The 16,428-nt window shown below is 65.8% G+C and carries 12 protein-coding genes; 9 read left to right on the forward strand and 3 right to left on the reverse strand.

The features are described 5' to 3' along the window. The first annotated feature begins 5 nt into the window (after positions 1 to 5). From C5N93_RS27730 to C5N93_RS27750, 5 genes are all read left to right on the forward strand, one after another. Positions 6 to 827 (forward strand): ABC transporter permease, encoded by an 822-nt coding sequence (locus C5N93_RS27730; protein WP_150722198.1) that lies wholly within the window; start codon positions 6 to 8, stop codon positions 825 to 827. Next, entirely contained in the window at positions 824 to 2,647 is a 1,824-nt protein-coding gene (locus tag C5N93_RS27735) for an ABC transporter ATP-binding protein (RefSeq protein ID WP_242561802.1), read from the forward strand. Before C5N93_RS27730 ends, C5N93_RS27735 begins: the two co-directional genes overlap by 4 nt. Positions 2,648 to 2,821: 174 nt before the next feature. After that, positions 2,822 to 3,949: a succinylglutamate desuccinylase/aspartoacylase family protein gene (locus tag C5N93_RS27740; protein WP_242561803.1), complete on the forward strand. Its 1,128-nt coding sequence runs from the start codon at positions 2,822 to 2,824 to the stop codon at positions 3,947 to 3,949. 94 nt (positions 3,950 to 4,043) lie between these two features. Beyond that, the gene (locus tag C5N93_RS27745) at positions 4,044 to 5,096 is read left to right on the forward strand and encodes an ornithine cyclodeaminase (RefSeq protein ID WP_242561804.1); all 1,053 of its coding nucleotides are present in this window, start codon (positions 4,044 to 4,046) and stop codon (positions 5,094 to 5,096) included. Positions 5,097 to 5,226: 130 nt separating this feature from the next. After that, positions 5,227 to 6,159, forward strand: coding sequence for a LysR substrate-binding domain-containing protein (locus C5N93_RS27750; RefSeq protein ID WP_069343649.1), 933 nt, complete (start codon positions 5,227 to 5,229; stop codon positions 6,157 to 6,159). A gap of 75 nt (positions 6,160 to 6,234) precedes the next feature. Here C5N93_RS27750 and C5N93_RS27755 read toward each other — a convergent pair whose 3' ends face one another. Both C5N93_RS27755 and C5N93_RS27760 read right to left on the reverse strand, forming a co-directional pair. Continuing rightward, positions 6,235 to 7,185, reverse strand: a complete 951-nt coding sequence (locus C5N93_RS27755) for an alpha/beta hydrolase (RefSeq protein WP_242561805.1) — start codon at positions 7,183 to 7,185, stop codon at positions 6,235 to 6,237. A gap of 199 nt (positions 7,186 to 7,384) precedes the next feature. Continuing rightward, entirely contained in the window at positions 7,385 to 8,149 is a 765-nt protein-coding gene (locus C5N93_RS27760) for a DeoR/GlpR family DNA-binding transcription regulator (protein WP_242561806.1), read from the reverse strand. 374 nt (positions 8,150 to 8,523) lie between these two features. Here C5N93_RS27760 and C5N93_RS27765 point away from each other — a divergent pair, with 374 nt between their 5' ends. The 3 genes from C5N93_RS27765 (at position 8,524) to pdxA (ending at position 11,895) form a co-directional block, all read left to right on the forward strand. After that, positions 8,524 to 9,510, forward strand: a complete 987-nt coding sequence (locus C5N93_RS27765; RefSeq protein ID WP_242561807.1) for a 2-keto-3-deoxygluconate permease — start codon at positions 8,524 to 8,526, stop codon at positions 9,508 to 9,510. Next, positions 9,507 to 10,793, forward strand: coding sequence for a four-carbon acid sugar kinase family protein (locus C5N93_RS27770; RefSeq protein ID WP_242561808.1), 1,287 nt, complete (start codon positions 9,507 to 9,509; stop codon positions 10,791 to 10,793). Before C5N93_RS27765 ends, C5N93_RS27770 begins: the two co-directional genes overlap by 4 nt. Before the next feature lie 100 nt (positions 10,794 to 10,893). Continuing rightward, positions 10,894 to 11,895, forward strand: coding sequence for a 4-hydroxythreonine-4-phosphate dehydrogenase PdxA (pdxA, locus tag C5N93_RS27775; protein ID WP_069343645.1), 1,002 nt, complete (start codon positions 10,894 to 10,896; stop codon positions 11,893 to 11,895). A 40-nt stretch (positions 11,896 to 11,935) separates the two neighbouring features. Here the strand turns inward: pdxA and C5N93_RS27780 are convergent, their stop codons facing one another. Beyond that, entirely contained in the window at positions 11,936 to 12,862 is a 927-nt protein-coding gene (locus tag C5N93_RS27780; protein ID WP_150722191.1) for a LysR family transcriptional regulator, read from the reverse strand. A 98-nt stretch (positions 12,863 to 12,960) separates the two neighbouring features. On the opposite strand from C5N93_RS27780, the gene C5N93_RS27785 reads away from it, so the two are divergent. Further along, complete coding sequence (locus C5N93_RS27785; RefSeq protein ID WP_242561809.1) at positions 12,961 to 16,419, forward strand: molybdopterin-dependent oxidoreductase; 3,459 nt, start codon at positions 12,961 to 12,963, stop codon at positions 16,417 to 16,419. The last annotated feature ends 9 nt before the right edge of the window (positions 16,420 to 16,428 follow it).

Consider the following 16,428-nt stretch of genomic DNA (forward strand, 5'->3'; position numbering starts at 1 on the left):
ACGCCATGAAATCTTTACATCGCGCCAACCTCTGGATTGGCGGCTTTCTGGTCGGGCTGCTGGTGCTGATCGCCGCGGTCGATCTCGTCTACACCCCCTATAACCCGATCGACGTGGATCTCTATGCCCGCTACGCCGCGCCGAGCATGCAGCACTGGTTCGGCACCGACGCCTTCGGTCGCGACGTCCTTTCGCGTCTGATGGCGGGCGCCGGCGTGAGCATCACGGTCAGTCTCGCGTCGGTAATGCTGGCGCTGGCCGGCGGCACGCTGATCGGCGCCATTTGCGGCTACGTCGGCGGCTGGCTCGACCGTATCGCCGGCATGCTGGTCGACGCCCTCATGGCATTCCCCGGTCTGTTGCTGGCGCTGGGCATCATGACGGTGCTCGGGCCGTCGAAGTGGGGCGTGGTGCTCGCGCTCGGACTGGCTTACACGCCGTCCGTGAGCCGTATCGCCCGTGGCGCCGTGCTGTCGTTGCGCACCCGCGATTACGTGATCGCCTCGCGCACGATGGGCAATTCCGAAGTCTGGACGTTCATCCGGCACGTGCTGCCGCATTGCGTGCAGCCGCTGCTGATCTTCTCGACGTCGCTGTTCGGCTCGGCTTTGCTTGCCGAGAGCGCGCTGAGCTTTCTGGGGCTGGGCGTACCCGCACCGGAACCGACGTGGGGCGGCATGCTGGCCGATGGCCGCTCGTCCATCGAGCAGGCGTTCTGGCTCGTGCTGTTCCCCGGCACGGCGATCTCGCTGGCGCTGTTCGGCATCAACCTGCTGGGAGACGCCGTGCGCGACCTGCTGGACCCCCGCATGAAGGAGGCGAAATGACCTCGACATCTGATAAACACAAGGCCGCCCAGGCGGCTGAAGCTGGCGCGTTGCTCTCGATCAAAGGGTTGCGCATTGCGTTCCCTGACGGGCAGGGCGGACAGCGTGACGTCGTGCGCGATATCGATCTGTACCTGCGCCCCGGCGAATCGCTGGCCATCGTCGGCGAGTCGGGCAGCGGCAAGACGCTCATCGGCAAGGCGCTGCTGGGCCTGCTGCCGGATTCGGCGACCGTGCAGGCGAAGTCCATGCAGTTCGATGGCCGTTCGTTGCTCGATCTGACACCGCAGGCGTGGCGCGAGCTGCGCGGTACCGATATCGGCATGGTGTTCCAGGAGCCGATGGTGTCGCTCAACCCGGCGATCCGCATCGGCGAGCAGATGGTCGAGGCGCTGGTGCGCCGCCGTGGCGTGCCCGAGGCGCAGGCGCGCGAGAAGGCCATCGCCATGCTCGAACGCGTGCGTGTGCGGGACCCGAAGGGCTGCATGAACCGCTTCCCGCACGAGTTCTCAGGGGGCATGCGTCAGCGCATTCTGCTGGCGGCCGTGATGCTGCTCAAGCCGCGCCTGCTGATCGCGGACGAGCCGACGACGGCGCTCGATTGCGTCGTGCAAAAGGAAGTGCTCGACGTGATGATCGGCCTCACACGGGAAGAGGGCACGGCGCTGATCTTCGTGAGTCACGATCTCGCGCTCGTTGCCGCCTACACCGAACGGGTGATGGTCGTGCGACGCGGCGATCTCGTCGAAACCGGCCCGGTGGCGCGCGTGCTGGCGCATCCGTCCAACGACTACACGCAGCGCCTGCTCGAATCGCTGCCGCGTCGCGATGCGCGCGGTACCGGCGACACGGCGAACGAGGCAGATACCCAGGCCGGCGAGCGTGTGCTCGAAGTCGACAAGGTCGCCATCGACTATCTCGTGCCGACCCGCCTGTGGGGCAAGACCCGTGTGCCGACGGTGTTCCCGTGCTCGTTCTCGTTGCGCGCAGGACAGACGCTTGCCATCGTCGGCGAATCGGGCAGCGGCAAGACGACCATGGCCAAGGCCATCATGGGCTTGCTGCCGCTCGCGGGCGGCGAAGTCAAGGTGCTGGGCAAGCCGTTCCCCGGGGACGGCACGCGCAGCGAGTTGCGTGAGGCGCGTCGCTCTATCCAGATGGTGTTTCAGGACCCGTACTCGTCGCTCGACCCGCGCATGCGTGTCGAGGCACTGGTGCACGAAGCGCTGCGGCTCGACACGTCGCTCACCGCTGCTGAGCGTCGCGAACGGGTGGCGCAGGTGCTGGAAGACGTGGGGCTGAGCGGCTTCGGGCCGCGCTTCGTCCACCAGCTCTCCGGCGGACAACGCCAGCGCGTGGCAATCGCACGGGCGCTGGCCAGCCATCCCGCGATCATCGTGGCGGACGAACCGGTCTCGGCACTCGATGTCACCGTGCAGAAGCAGGTGCTCGAAATGCTGGTCGCGTTGCAGGCGCGGTATCGCTTCGCCTGTCTGCTGATTTCGCACGATCTGGGCGTGGTCGAGCAACTGTCCGATCACGTCATCGTGATGTTCCGGGGGCATGTCGTGGAGTCGGGCACGCGAGACGCGATTTTCGATATGCCCGCACACCCTTACACGCGGCGTCTGTTGCAGGCGGTGCCGGAGTTGCGCGGCAATCGTGAGACGGGCTTCGCGGTGCAAACGCGCGCGCTCGGTCCGCACGATGCCTCGCTGCCGTACTACGACCCCGAGCGTTCGCCGCAGGCGATGCCCACGCTCGCAAGCGTGGCGGGCAGCGTGGACGAGGCGCATCGCGTGGCCGTGCTTGCCGCCTGATGTTCGCCCCCCGGGGGAATCGGTTTTCCGATGCCCCCGGGTGATTGGCAAAGATGATCCTGATCGGTGCGGCCGCATTCCTGAGCGACGCCCGTCTGCCTACACTGACTCATCGGCCGGTGCTTTCACGATCCGGCCCTGGCTATACCTGTACGACCTGATTCGATTTCATTCATGCAAAGCGTAACCCACCCCCTGCCGTTCGTTGGTACCGGCACCGCGCAATCCGTCGTGGCACAGCACTTCGGTGAGGCGAACTGCGGGCGCAAGGTCTATGTGCAGGCCGCGCTGCACGCCGACGAGATCCCGGCCATGCTCGTCGCCACCCGGCTTCGCGAGAAGTTGCTCGTGCTCGAAGCGCAGGGTCGCCTGCGCGCGGAAGTCGTGCTGCTGAGCGTGGCGAACCCGCTCGGTCTGAACCAGTGGTTGATGGGCGCGCCGCAGGGGCGCTTCGAGCTTGCCAGCGGTCGCAACTACAACCGCAGCTTCCCGATGCTGTCCGACGCCATCGTGAAGTTGCTGGAACAGCAGCCGGAAGCGTTGACGGACGACATCGCGCGCAATCGGGATCGTGTGCGTGCCGCATGGCGCGAGGCGTTGCTGGCGCGTCCCGTCACCGATGCCTTCGGGGCGCTCCAGTCGCTGCTGATGCTTCAGGCGCATGACGCCGACATCGTGCTCGATCTGCATTGCTCGCGCGAAGCGACGATGCATCTTTACACCGGCGACGAATGCTGGCCCGCCGTCGAGCCGTTGGCCCGTTATCTCGGCTCGAAGGCGAACCTGCTGGCGCTGGACTCGGGTGCGCACTCGTTCGACGAAGCGCAGAGCTACACGTGGTATCAGCTTCGCCAGCATTTCGGCGCGACGTATCCGATGCCATCCGGCCCGGTGTCGGTGACGGTCGAGCATCGCGGTCAGCGCGACGTCTCGTACGAGCAGGCCGAAGCCGACGCCAGCGCCATCCTCCAATACCTGACCTACACGGGCGATGTGGACGGGCAAGTCTCGCCGCTGCCCGACTTGCCGTATCCGGCCACGCCGCTCGCCGGCAGCGAACAGTTCCGCGCACCGTGCGCGGGCGTGCTCGTGCATCGGGCCGTACTCGGCGCGCTGGTCGAGATCGATCAGCCGGTCTTCGACATCGTGGACCCGGTCACGGGCGACATCACCACGCTGGTGAGTCGCACGCAGGGCGTGATGTACATGCGACGCGACGTGCGCTTCGTCAACGCGGGCGACCCGCTGGGGCGCGTCACGGGGCATCGCTCGCAACGCACCGGCATGCTGCTGGGCGCGTGATCGGCGCCCGATCCATCGACTTCGACACTTCCGTCATTTTCGCCAAGCCAGACGCCAATGTAGGCCGAACCTGATTCTGACAACGAGACAATTCATGACTCGCTATATCGACATTCACGACGTTCAAAAGCTGTTACGAAAAACCGGTGTCGCGCCGTTCATCCAGACACTGGCCGATTACATCCGCAACGACTACCTGCGCTGGCCCGAGTTCGACAAGTCGGCGCGTGTGGCCAACCACTCCAAGGACGGCGTCATCGAACTGATGCCCGTGTCCGACAGCGACCTGTACGGTTTCAAGTACGTCAACGGTCACCCGATCAATACGCGTCGCAATCTGCTGACCGTGATGGCGTTCTCGGTGCTGGCCGACGTGCACACCGGCGCGCCGCTGCTGCTGTCCGAATTCACGCTGATGACCGCGCTGCGCACGGCCGCCACGTCGGCGCTCGCCGCGAGGATGCAGGCACGCCCGGACAGCCGTGTGATGGCCCTGATCGGCAACGGCGCGCAGAGCGAATTCCAGGCGCTCGCGTTTCACGCGATGCTGGGCATCGAAGAGATCCGTCTGTTCGACGTCGATCCGGATGCCACCGCCAAGCTCGTGCGCAACCTCTCGAACGTGGCCGGCCTGCGCATCGTGTGCGCCGCCTCAGCGCGCGACGCCGTGCGCGGGGCGGACATCGTGACGACCGTCACGGCCGACAAGGCGAACGCCACCATCCTCACGCCGGACATGATCGAGCCGGGCATGCACCTGAACGCCGTTGGCGGCGACTGCCCGGGCAAGACCGAATTGCATACCGACATCGTGACGGCGGCGCGCGTCATGGTGGAGTTCGAACCGCAGACGCGTATCGAGGGCGAGATTCAACATCTGCCCGAAGATTCGCCGGTCATCCATTTCTGGCAAGTGCTGTCGGGCGAAGTGGCGGGACGTGAGACGGCCGAACAGGTCACGGTGTTCGACTCCGTGGGCTTCGCGCTCGAAGATTTCTCCACGTTGCGCTATTTGCACGACCTCGCGCGCGACGCGGGTGTGGGCCGTGTGATCGATCTGATCCCCGAACTGGACAACTGCAAGGACTTGTACCAGCTCGTCGCACCCGTGGCGACGCAGGCCAGCGCGGCCGTTCGCGCCGCCTGACTTCCGGGAAGGGCTTGGGCGCCGGGGTAGTGCGGTACGATGGCGCGTTTGCGGCGCAAGCGAACCGGCCAGGGCATGACTGCCATGCCCGCGATCCTCGCGCCGGCCCGTCAAGACGATGAGAGGTCCCATGACATTAGTCCAGCTTCGAGTGTTCTGCGCTGTGGTGGAGCAGGGAAGTTTTCGCGCCGCGGCGCGCACGCTCGACATCGCACAAAGCACCCTGACGCAGGCAATTCAGGGCCTGGAGGGCGAGTTGGGCGTCACGCTGCTCAACCGCTCGCATCAGGGCATCAGCCTCACGCCCATCGGTGAGCGCTTTCTGGTGCGCGCCAACGCGATCCTGCGCGACTGCGAACTCGCGTCGCAGGACGTCATGCAGTCGCGCGGTGAAGAGGAAGGCAACATCACGCTCGGCGTGACGTCGGAACCGCTGGCCGAGTTGCTGCTGCCGGTGGTCAAACGCTTTGTCGAGCGCTTTCCCCGCGTGAAGGTGCATGTCACCAGTGGCTACACGAAGATGCTGATCGAGCGCATTCGCGATGGACGGCTCGATTTCGCGCTCGCGCCGCTCGCCCCGCAGGTGAGCGACGTCGATCTGTCCATCGAGCGTCTGTACCGGTCGGTGCCCAGCGTGATCGCGCGCAAGGGGCATCCGAAGGCGCACGTCACGTCCATTCGTGATCTGGTCGATTGCGAGTGGGTGAGTATTCGTCCGGCAGGCATTGTCGGGGGCGCCGAAAATCGGCTGATCAGCCTGTTCAATACTGAGAATCTCGGCGCACCGAAGATCGTGCTGACGGCGGAGTCGCTGCTGGAGACGCTTCACATCGTCTGCGAGTCCGACTATCTGACGATCGAACCGCGCGTGCTCTCCGAGCTGACGCTGTTCTCCGGCGCGCTGACGAGCATTCCGATTCGGGAGGCGTTCGATCCGCGCGACGTCTGTCTCGTGGCTCGCCGCTCGGCGCCGTTCACGCTGGCCACGCAGGAACTGGTGTCGATGCTCGTCTCGTACTCGCGTCTGGTGCACGGGCCTGCGGCGAGGAATACGGCGGGCTGACGCTGCGAGCTAAAAATCGCGAGGCGTCTCGCGCCTCGCTCCCTTGCGCCTTCCCTACCGGCTGCCGTCGCCCGTTCAGGCGATCATCTGACGAGCGCGTAACCACGTCTCGTAAAAGGCCGGCCATTCGGCGGTCGGCGTGCCCGGCCTCCCCATACCGAAACCATGACCTCCGCTGGCAAGCGGATGGAACTCGACCGGCACCCCGGCCTGCTCGCAGGCGCGCTTCATGATGCGGGTGTTCTCCGGATTGGAGATGGGATCGTCGTCCGCCTGCGTCAGAAAGACCGGCGGGCACCCGTGCTTCACATGCGTTTCCACGGACCACTCTGCGCTTTCCTGCTTCGTCGGATGATTGCCGACGAGGATACGACGCGTGGACGTGTGGTCGTACGGCGGCAGCAGGGTGATGACAGGATAGATCAGCGCGGCGTTGGCCGGTCGCGCCGAATGCGTGTCGATGTCGTCGACCGGACGATACGACGCGAAGCCCGAGCGCGTTGCCGTCAATCCCATCAGATGTCCGCCTGCGGAGAAGCCGAGGACCCCGACGCGCTCCGCGTCCAGCCCGCGCTGGTGCGCTTGCGAACGAATGATGCGCATGGCGCGTTGGGCGTCCTGCAACGGCGCGAGCGCGCCGTCGACCCATTCCTCGTTCGGCAGACGGTACGCCAGCACGAACGCGGTGACACCGCGCTCGGCGAGCCACTGCGCGGCGGGAATCGCTTCGGAACCCATCTGTTCGCGCTTGTAACCGCCGCCGGCCGCCACGAGCATCGCCGCGCCATTGGGACGTTCAGGGACATAGACGTCGAGATACGGTGCCACGACATTGCTGACGGCGCCCTTGGCACTCGTTTCCACGCGACCGCCGGGGCCGCCACCACCGGGGGGCATGCCCGGCCATAGCAGGATCTGCGTCGCACGCGTATCAAAGGCTCGCGGGGCGGCGCGCAGGGAGCCAGCCATTGCGGCCATGCTTGCCAGGGTAATGGAGCGCAGCAGCGTGCGTCGGTTCATCGTCATCGGGGTCTCGCTCGGGCAAACGCGCGCATCGCGCAATGACGGATATTCTGCGCGGGACAAATCCCGATGGCACGCCCCAACGAATTGACGTCGCGTTGAGGGGGATAAATGTCTCGGCAGATTACAAGGCCGACCGGGACGCGCGGCGTCACGGATCGGCACACAAGCTCACGTTCAGACGGCGTTCAGCGCGCTGATTTCATCGTACTGACTCGACGGCGATTTCGGCGTGTTTATGGAATTCGGCGAGCGCGTCGGCCTCGGCCGGTGCGTCGGTGACGAGGGTCCACGCGCGCTCCAACGGGGTCCAGTGCTGCTGGCTCGCGCGGTCGAGCTTGTTGGCCGTCACTAATACATAGACGCTGGCCGACTGGCGAATGATGCATTCCTTGAGCCATGCCTGTTCCGCCGAGGCTTCGCACAGACCGCGACCGGCGACGACGCCGTCCGCACCGAGAAAGGCCTTGTCGACGGACACGCGCGAGAGCGCAAGCTGCGCCAGCGGCCCGAGCACGCTCATGCTCGACGGGCGCACGTCGCCACCGATCAACGTGACGGGCACCTTATTGGCGGCGAGCGCGCCCACGGCCAGGAGGTTGTTCGTCACCACCTGAACGTTTTCGCGTCCGGCAAGAAAGCGCGCCATCGCTTCGGTCGTGGTGCCGCCATCGAGAAAGATGGTGTCGCCGTCGGCCACATGCGCGACGGCGGCGCGCGCGATGGCGTCCTTCTGCTCGCGGAAACTCTCGCGTCGCAATTCCAGCGACTCTTCGGGTTCATGCATGCGCACCGGCGCGGCCGCGCCGCCGTACGTGCGCACGATGCGCCGCTCATCCGCCAGCGCGCGCAAGTCGCGCCGCACGGTCGCCTCCGACATGCCGAAGTGCGCGCACAGCGCCGCGACATCGGTCATGCCCGACAGGACAGCTTTGAATATCGCCTCGCGGCGGTTGGCTACTTTCATGGAAGTTCAGTCAGCGGATGGATGCCGTAGGTCTGCACAGCCGGACGCTACGAAATTGCCCACAGGGCACCCGCAAAGGTGCCGAAAGCAGGATCGCCATGCGGCGCGCATAGTGTAGCTTGCCGCGTCCGGAAATCGATCAGTGAGCAAGGGGCGTGGTCGTCGAGCGGTGCCAGTGACTGGCATCGATCAAAAATGATCGATTCAATCATTTTGACGTGGCTCGATGATGCCGTTTTGATCGATTTCACCCGAGGATAAACCCCTAGTCACAAAATTTGCACATTTTTCTGGCAGCGATTAGACTTCCGTCTGCTCAAATCGATCAAAAAAATGATCGATTAATCAATATCGATATCAGTCGGGAGACAACAATGGCTCAAATTCGTATCAAGCGCGGGATCGAGCGCGTGCCGGGCGGGATGATGATTGTCCCCCTGCTGATCGGCTCCTTGATCGCCACGTTCATGCCGGGCATGCCGAAGTTCTTCGGCTCGTTCACGAATGCGCTGTTCACGGGCGCGCTGCCGATTCTGGCGGTGTTCTACGTCTGTATGGGCGCGAGCATCGACGTGAAGGCCACGCCTTACCTCATCAAGAAGGGCGGCGCGCTGTTCGCGGCCAAGGTGGGCGCGGCGATCGTCGTCGGTATCGTGCTCGGTCACTTCCTCGGTGAAGCGCCGGTGTCGTCGGGCATGTTCGCCGGCATCTCCACGCTGGCCGTGGTCGCCGCAATGAACGACACCAACGGCGGCCTTTACATGGCGCTGATGGGGCAATACGGCCGTTCGGAAGACGTGGGCGCCTATACGATCATGTCGCTCGAATCGGGCCCGTTCCTGACGATGGTCACGCTGGGCGTTGCCGGTCTGTCGGCGTTCCCGTGGCCGACGTTGGTGGGCAGCATTCTGCCGCTGGCCGTGGGCATGCTGCTGGGTAACCTCGACCGCGAGATGCGCGACTTCCTCGGACGCGCCGTGCCGGTCATGATCCCGTTCTTCGCGCTGGCGCTCGGCGCCGGCCTCGATCTGCACAAGGTCTGGCAAGCCGGTCTGCTGGGCATCCTGCTCGGTTTCGCCGTGGTCGTCGTGACGGGCATTCCGTTGTACATCGTCGACCGTCTGACGGGCGGCACCGGGGTGGCCGGTACGGCCGCCGCCAACACGGCGGGCAATGCGGCAGCGGTGCCTGCGCTGATCGCGGCAGCGAACCCGGTTTATGAAGAAGCGGCCAAGAGCGCAACGCTGCTCGTGGCCGCCTGCGTGGTCGTGACGGCCATCGTCTCGCCGATCCTGACAGCCGCCGTTGCCAAGCGTGCCATGGCGCGCAGTGCGATGGCAGGCAAGGGGGCGGTGCAGTGAGTGTTCTGATTGTCGCCGACGATCTGTCCGGCGCTGCCGACTGTGCCATCGGCTTTACCAATGCCGGACGGCGTAGCGTGGTATCGCTGGATGTCGACGGCTTCAATGCCTCGGCGCAGGTCGTTGCGATCGACACGGATACGCGTCGTCTCGCCCCGGCCGACGCAGCGGCGCGTGCCGTTGCCGCCTGGCAGCGACTGGCGGCCCCGGGCCGTCGTCTCTACAAGAAAATCGACTCGACGTTGCGTGGCAACTGGGTCGCAGAAGTCGCGGCGTTGCAGCCGCTCGCGGGGCTTGCGATCGTCGCGCCCGCATTCCCGGCCACGGGCCGCACCGTGCGCAACGGCGAAGTGTTCGTGCGCGGCGTACCGCTCGCCGAGACGGACACCTGGCAGCTTGAGCACGAAGGGCAGGAGGCACGTCTGGCGCCGATGCTGGCCGCGGTTGGTATGACGTCGCGCGTCGTGTCGGCCAGCGCATTGCGTGGCGAACTCGCGCAAGTGCAGGCGGCGCTCGGTGAAGCCATTGCGCAGGCGCGCGAAGATGGCGTCACCGCATTGATCGTCGATGCGCAGACGGACGACGATCTCGCCATGCTCGCGCGCGCCAGCGCGACGCTCACGGATATCTTCTGGGTCGGTTCGGGCGGTCTCGCGCGCGAACTGGCCGAATTGCCGGTGTTGTTCGAGACGCCGGAAAGCGCTGCGCTGACGAGCGAGATCGAGAAAGCGGAAGCGACAGCGAACGACATGACGAATGATCGTCGCGCTGGCGCCGGCCGCATCCTGACGCTGGTCGGCAGTCTGTCGGCCGTTTCGCGTCAGCAGTGCGCGCGGCTGTGCGAGGACAACGACGTTGTCGAGTGGATCGTTCCGCCGGAGGTGCTGCGCGCTGGCGCGTCGCATCCCGAGAGCGAGGGCTGGTGTGCGCGCATCGGCGAGGCGATCGGGCAGGGCACCGATCTGCTGGTGCGCATCGGACGCGACGATGCGTTCGATCCCGCCGAAGGCGCGCAGCTGTCGGCCGCATTGGCGGCGCTGATCGCACCGCATTTCACGCAATTGTCAGGCTTGATCGTGACGGGCGGCGAGACCGCGCGAGCGATGCTGAGCGCTGCGAACATCGGTGCTTTGGAACTGCTCTCTGAAGTCGAACCGGGTGTGGCCGTGGGGCGACCCGTCAACGGCACGCCGATGCACGTCGTCACGAAGGCCGGTGCCTTTGGTGGCGAGGCTGCGCTTCACAGTGCCTATCGGCATTTGCGCGCTGCGGCGCGTGGGTGAGCGATACCGTCAGCACAACAGCAACACATTTGGATATCGTTCCGGCCATCGCAGTGACAGGCCGGACACCCCCAACGAAACGGATAGGAACGCAAACGCCATGAACCCTTACCTCCCTGTCATTGGCATCACCATGGGTGATGCGGCTGGCGTCGGCCCGGAAATCATCGTCAAGAGTCTGGCGCACGAGAGCGTTTATGCGCAGTGCCGTCCGGTGGTGATCGGAGACGCGCGCCGTCTCGAACAGGCCATCGCGATCGTCAAGACGCCGCTGACCGTGCGTCGTATCAAGACGGTCTCCGAGGCGACGTTCGCGCGTGGCGTGATCGAGTGCATCGACCTGAACCTGATCCCGGAAGACCTGCCGTTCGGCGAACTGTCGGCCATCGCGGGCGACGCCGCGTATCAGTACATCGCGCATGCGGCGAAGCTCGCCGAAGCCGGTGAGATCGACGCCATCTGCACGGCGCCGCTCAACAAGGAAGCCCTGCACGCAGGCGGTCACAAGTTCCCGGGCCATACCGAGATGCTTGCGCATCTGACGGGCGTGGACGAAGTGTCGATGATGCTGGTCGCGCCGCAACTGCGCGTGATTCACGTCACGACGCACATCGGGATCATCGACGCCATCCGCAAGATCGAACCAGGTCTGGTGCAACGGACCATCGAGCGCGGTCATGCCACGCTGGTGAAGGCCGGTATCGCGAACCCGCGCATCGCGGTGTGCGGCATCAATCCGCATGCGGGTGAGAACGGTCTGTTCGGTTATGGCGAAGAGGAAGAGAAGATCGTGCCGGCGGTGCAACTGTTGCGCGAGCGCGGCTGGGACATCGAAGGACCGCTGCCTGCCGACACGCTGTTCTTCCGCGCCGGTCGCGGCGACTTCGACCTCGTCGTCGCCATGTACCACGACCAGGGCCATGGCCCGGTGAAGGTGCTGGGTCTCGAGGCTGGCGTGAACGTGACGGTCGGCCTGCAAGTGGTGCGCACGTCGGTCGATCACGGCACGGCATTCGACATCGCTGGCAAGGGCATTGCCGACGAAGGCAGTCTGCTCGAAGCGCTGCGTCAGGGCGCTGAGCTGGCCACGCGCCGCGCGTGATGCGGATGAGGGGCAGCGGCGCGCAAGCCGTCGTCGTCCCTCACTCGATGCCCATATGCCCGCGATCGTTGATTTCGCGGATGAGCGTGCGTAGCGCACCGACGAGACGCTCGGTCAGCCCTTGGGGCGGACGTTGCGCCGCCCACACCAGCCCCACATCCATCGACGGCACGCCCGTGCCCAGATCCCGTCGCAGAATCCGTCCGCCATCGATCGACCATGGCCGGTAGACGAGATCCGAGAGAATCGATACGCCATACCCCTGCGCTACCAGACTGCGAATCGACTCGATTGAGCGTGTGCGGAAGTGCACCACCGGCTCGACCTTTGCCGCATGCCAGTAACGTTCCACCGTCTGCACGTGCTCGTCCATGTCGAGCAGCAGGAAGCGCTGGCCGCGCACGTCGTCGAGCGTAACCGTCGGTTTGTCCAGCAGCGGATGCCCCGGACTTGTCCATAAACGGCGCGTCGAGCGCAGCAGCGTGTGTGAGACGAGACCGTCGGCGACGACGTTCGATACCAGCAGCAGCGCGAGATCCACATCCCCCGCGAGTACGCCCGCCTCCAGTTCCTGTCGGTCGCCTTCGATCAGCGTGAGTTCGACGTTGGGGAAGCGCTTCGACAGCGTGCTTGCGACCGATGGCAGCAGATAGGCGGAGATCGTCTCGGTGACGGCCAGACGCAACCGGCCGCCGGCGTCGTCGGGCAGGGTGCGCGCTTCATGCAGCGCATCGTCCGTGGCGTTGAGAATGCGGTAGGCATGTCGCAGGAAGCGCTCGCCGGCTTCCGTCGGTCGCAATCCTTTCGCGTGGCGCACGAACAGCGGCGTGCCCACGATGACCTCCAGGTTCTGCAAGGCGATCGTGAGCGACGACTGCGACGCGCTGCACCGCTCGGCGGCGCGCATCACTTGTCCCGTCTCGGCCACCGCCACGAAATACTCGATTTGACGCAGGGTAGGTTTCATTGAAAAAATCAATATTGCAAACTATATTTTTTATATTAGTAATAAAACTGCCCCCTGTATAGCATCGGAATATCAATTCCTATAGAGATGCACGGGACATGGTTCAGGAGGTCAAGCCCGGGTTCTGCACGCTGTGCCGATCCCGCTGCGGTACGCTCAATCGCGTGGAAAACGACGCGCTGATCGCGGTCGAGCCCGATCCGTCGCACCCGAACGGCGCCGCCATGTGCCGCAAGGGTAAGGCGGCGCCGGAGCTGGTGCATCACCCGGATCGCCTGACCACGCCGCTGCGCCGTAGGGCCCCGAAGGGCGCCGACGACCCGCGTTGGGAGCGCATCTCGTGGGATCAGGCCCTCACCGAAATCGCCACGCGTCTGGGCGACATCCGGCGCGAGAGCGGCGCTCATGCCGTGGCGTTCGGCGTCACTACCCCGAGCGGTACCCCGTTGTCCGACAGCATCGACTGGATCGAGCGCTTCATCCGGGTGTTCGGCAGCCCCAATACCGTCTATGCGACGGAAATCTGCAACTGGCACAAAGACTTCGCGCACGCGTTCACGTTTGGCTGCGGCATGCCGACGGCCGACTACGCGCAAGCCGACGTCATCATGCTGTGGGGCCATAACCCGACGAGCACGTGGCTGAGTCAGGCCAACGCCATCGGACGCGGACGCGCGCGCGGCGCCAGGCTGCTCGTCGTCGATCCGCGCAAGACACCGCTGGCGGGCGACGCCGATGCGTGGCTGCCGGTGCGTCCCGGCACCGATGCGGCACTGGCGCTTGGCCTCGCGCGTCGCCTGATCGACACGGGGCGCTACGACGACACCTTCGTGCGACGCTGGACCAACGCGCCGATGCTCGTGCGCAGCGATAACGGCCATTTCCTGCGGGCTGGCGAACTGGCGACGTACGACAGCGCGTTGCCGGATGCCTTCGTCATCTGGAACGAAGCGGCTGCCGCCCCGCTCGTCTACGACACTGCCCACGCGTTGACACGGGATGCCGCCAACTACGCGGCGTTGCGCGGCGAGTTCACGGTCGATGGCCGCGACGGCAAGCGTATCACCTGCCGTCCTGCGTTCGACCTGCTATGCGAAGGGCTGGCCCCTTACGACCCCGAGACGGTCGCGGAGCTTTGCGGCGTGACGCCCGAGCAACTCGACGCGGCGGCCAGCCTTTTCGACGGGGCGCAGCGCGTTGCGTATCACGCATGGTCGGGCGTGGCGCAGCATGCCAACGCCACGCAGATCGAGCGCGCCATCGCCGTGCTGTACGCGCTCACGGGCAGCTTCGACCGGCGCGGTGGCAATCGTGTGATGACGCGTCAGCCGGTGAACGCGGTCGCGCAACATGAACTGCTGAGCCCCGAGCAGCAGGCGAAGGCGCTGGGCATCGACGAACGTCCGCTGGGACCGCCCGCGCGCGGCTGGGTGACGGCACGCGACACCTATCGCGCGATCCTCGACGGCGAGCCGTATCGCGTTCGCGCCATGTTCTGCTTCGGCACCAATGTGCTGGCATCGCACGCCGACTACGAGATGGCGAAGCAGGCGCTCGAAGCGCTTGAGTTCCACGTGCACTGCGATCTGTTCGAGACGCCGTCGTCGCGTTACGCCGACATTCTCCTGCCGGTGAATACGCCGTGGGAGCGCGAGGGTCTGCGCCCCGGCTTCGAGATCGACGATCGGGCGGATGCCCTGATTCAACTGCGTCAGCGCATGGTGTCGCCGCGCGGCGAGTCGCGCAGCGACAACGACATCGTGTTCGATCTGGCCGTGCGGCTGGGCATGGGCGACGCCTTCTTCGGCGGCAGTCTCGAAGCCGCGTGGAATCATCAACTCGCCCCGACCGGGCTCGATGTGCAGACGCTGCGCGCACACCCCGAGGGTATTTCGCGTCCCCAACCGCAGTACGAACGCAAGTACGCGCGTAATGAGGCGGGTGGCGTGCGGGGCTTCGCGACCGAGACGCGGCGCGTCGAACTGTATTCCGAGCGTCTGCTGCGTCACGGCTACCCGCCGGTGCCGGTGCATGTGGCGCCACGTCATGTCACGCAAGACGAAGCGCAACGTTTCCCGCTCGTGCTCGGTTCGACCAAGAACGGTTACTACTGCCACAGCCAGCATCGCGGTCTCGCGAGCCTGCGCATGCGCGCGCCGGATCCGGTGGTGCATCTGCATCCGGCGCTGGCCCAGCGCAAGCAGATCGCGCAGGGCGACTGGGTGCGGGTGACGACCCCGGCGGGCGTCGCGCGGTTTCGCGCGGCGTTCGATACCGGCGTCGGCGAAGACGTGCTGCTCGCCGAGTACGGCTGGTGGCAGGCGTGCGACAGCGTGGGCCGACGCGGCTTCGTCATGACGGGCGAGCAGTCGAGCAACTTCAACGCGCTGGTGACCACGCGAGATATCGATCCGATCAGCGGGTCGTCGCCGTTGCGCTCGTTTCGCTGCGATGTGGCGCGCGACGCCGCGAGCGATCCGTCGCATCGTCCGTGGGACGGTCTGGCGCGCTTTCGTATCAGCGAACTCGCCGCAGCTGCCGACGGCGTGCGCGCCATCGCCTTCGAACCGTTGGACGATGTGGGGCTGCCGGACTATCTGGCGGGGCAGCACGTCACCGTTCGCGTACCGGTGCCCGGTCATGCGCAACCGGTCACGCGTGCCTACTCGCTCACCGGACCGGCGAACGAGCCGGGCCGCCGGGGTTACCGCATCGCCGTGCGTCATCAGCAGGGGCGCACCGCCGCAGGCGAACCGTTCGAGGGCATCGTCTCCAGTTGGCTCAACACCGGTGCGCGCGTGGGCGACGTGATCGAACTCGGCGCACCCTCCGGACGCTTCGTCATGCCGCTGCAAAGCCGTCAGCCTGTGGTGTGCTTCGCCGGAGGCATCGGCATCACGCCGTTCCTCTGCTATCTCGAATCGCTTGCCGAACAGGCTGAGCGGGGTGTCGGGCAGACACCGGAAGTCTGGCTGCATTACGCCAATCGCAGCGGCGCGACGCATGCGTTTCGCGAACGTCTGGCGGCGCTGGCGGCACGATTGCCGAGCGTGCATATCGTCAATTACTACGACGCGCCGCGTGACGTCGATGTGCTCGGGCGAGACTACGCGTCGTCCGAGCGTCTGTCGGCGGCGGTCGTGCCCGACACGCTCATCGCGCGCCGCGCGCGTGTCTACCTGTGCGGCCCGGAGCCGATGATGGCTGCCGTCATGGGCGGACTCGCGGCGCGCGGCATGCCGGCATTCGACATGTTCAAGGAAGCCTTCCGGTCACCGAGCGCACCGCGTGTCGATGCCGACGCCGCGTGGCCCGTCAGGTTCGCCCGTTCGGGCCGCGAGGCCGTCTGGACGCCGTCGCAGGGCAGTCTGCTGTCATTCGCCGAGTCGCTGGGACTGTCGCTGCCGAGCGGTTGCCGCGTCGGACAGTGCGAGAGTTGCGCCGTGCGCGTGCTCGAAGGTGAAGTCGATCACATGGGCGACGTGGCGCTCGACGAGCCGGGCATGTGTCTGGCCTGTCAGGCCGTGCCGCGCGAAGCCATCGTCATCGACGCCTGAGATTCCTTC

It is taken from the genome of Pandoraea sp. LA3 (genome assembly GCF_022696215.1).
Classification (GTDB): Bacteria; Pseudomonadota; Gammaproteobacteria; order Burkholderiales; family Burkholderiaceae; genus Pandoraea; species Pandoraea capi.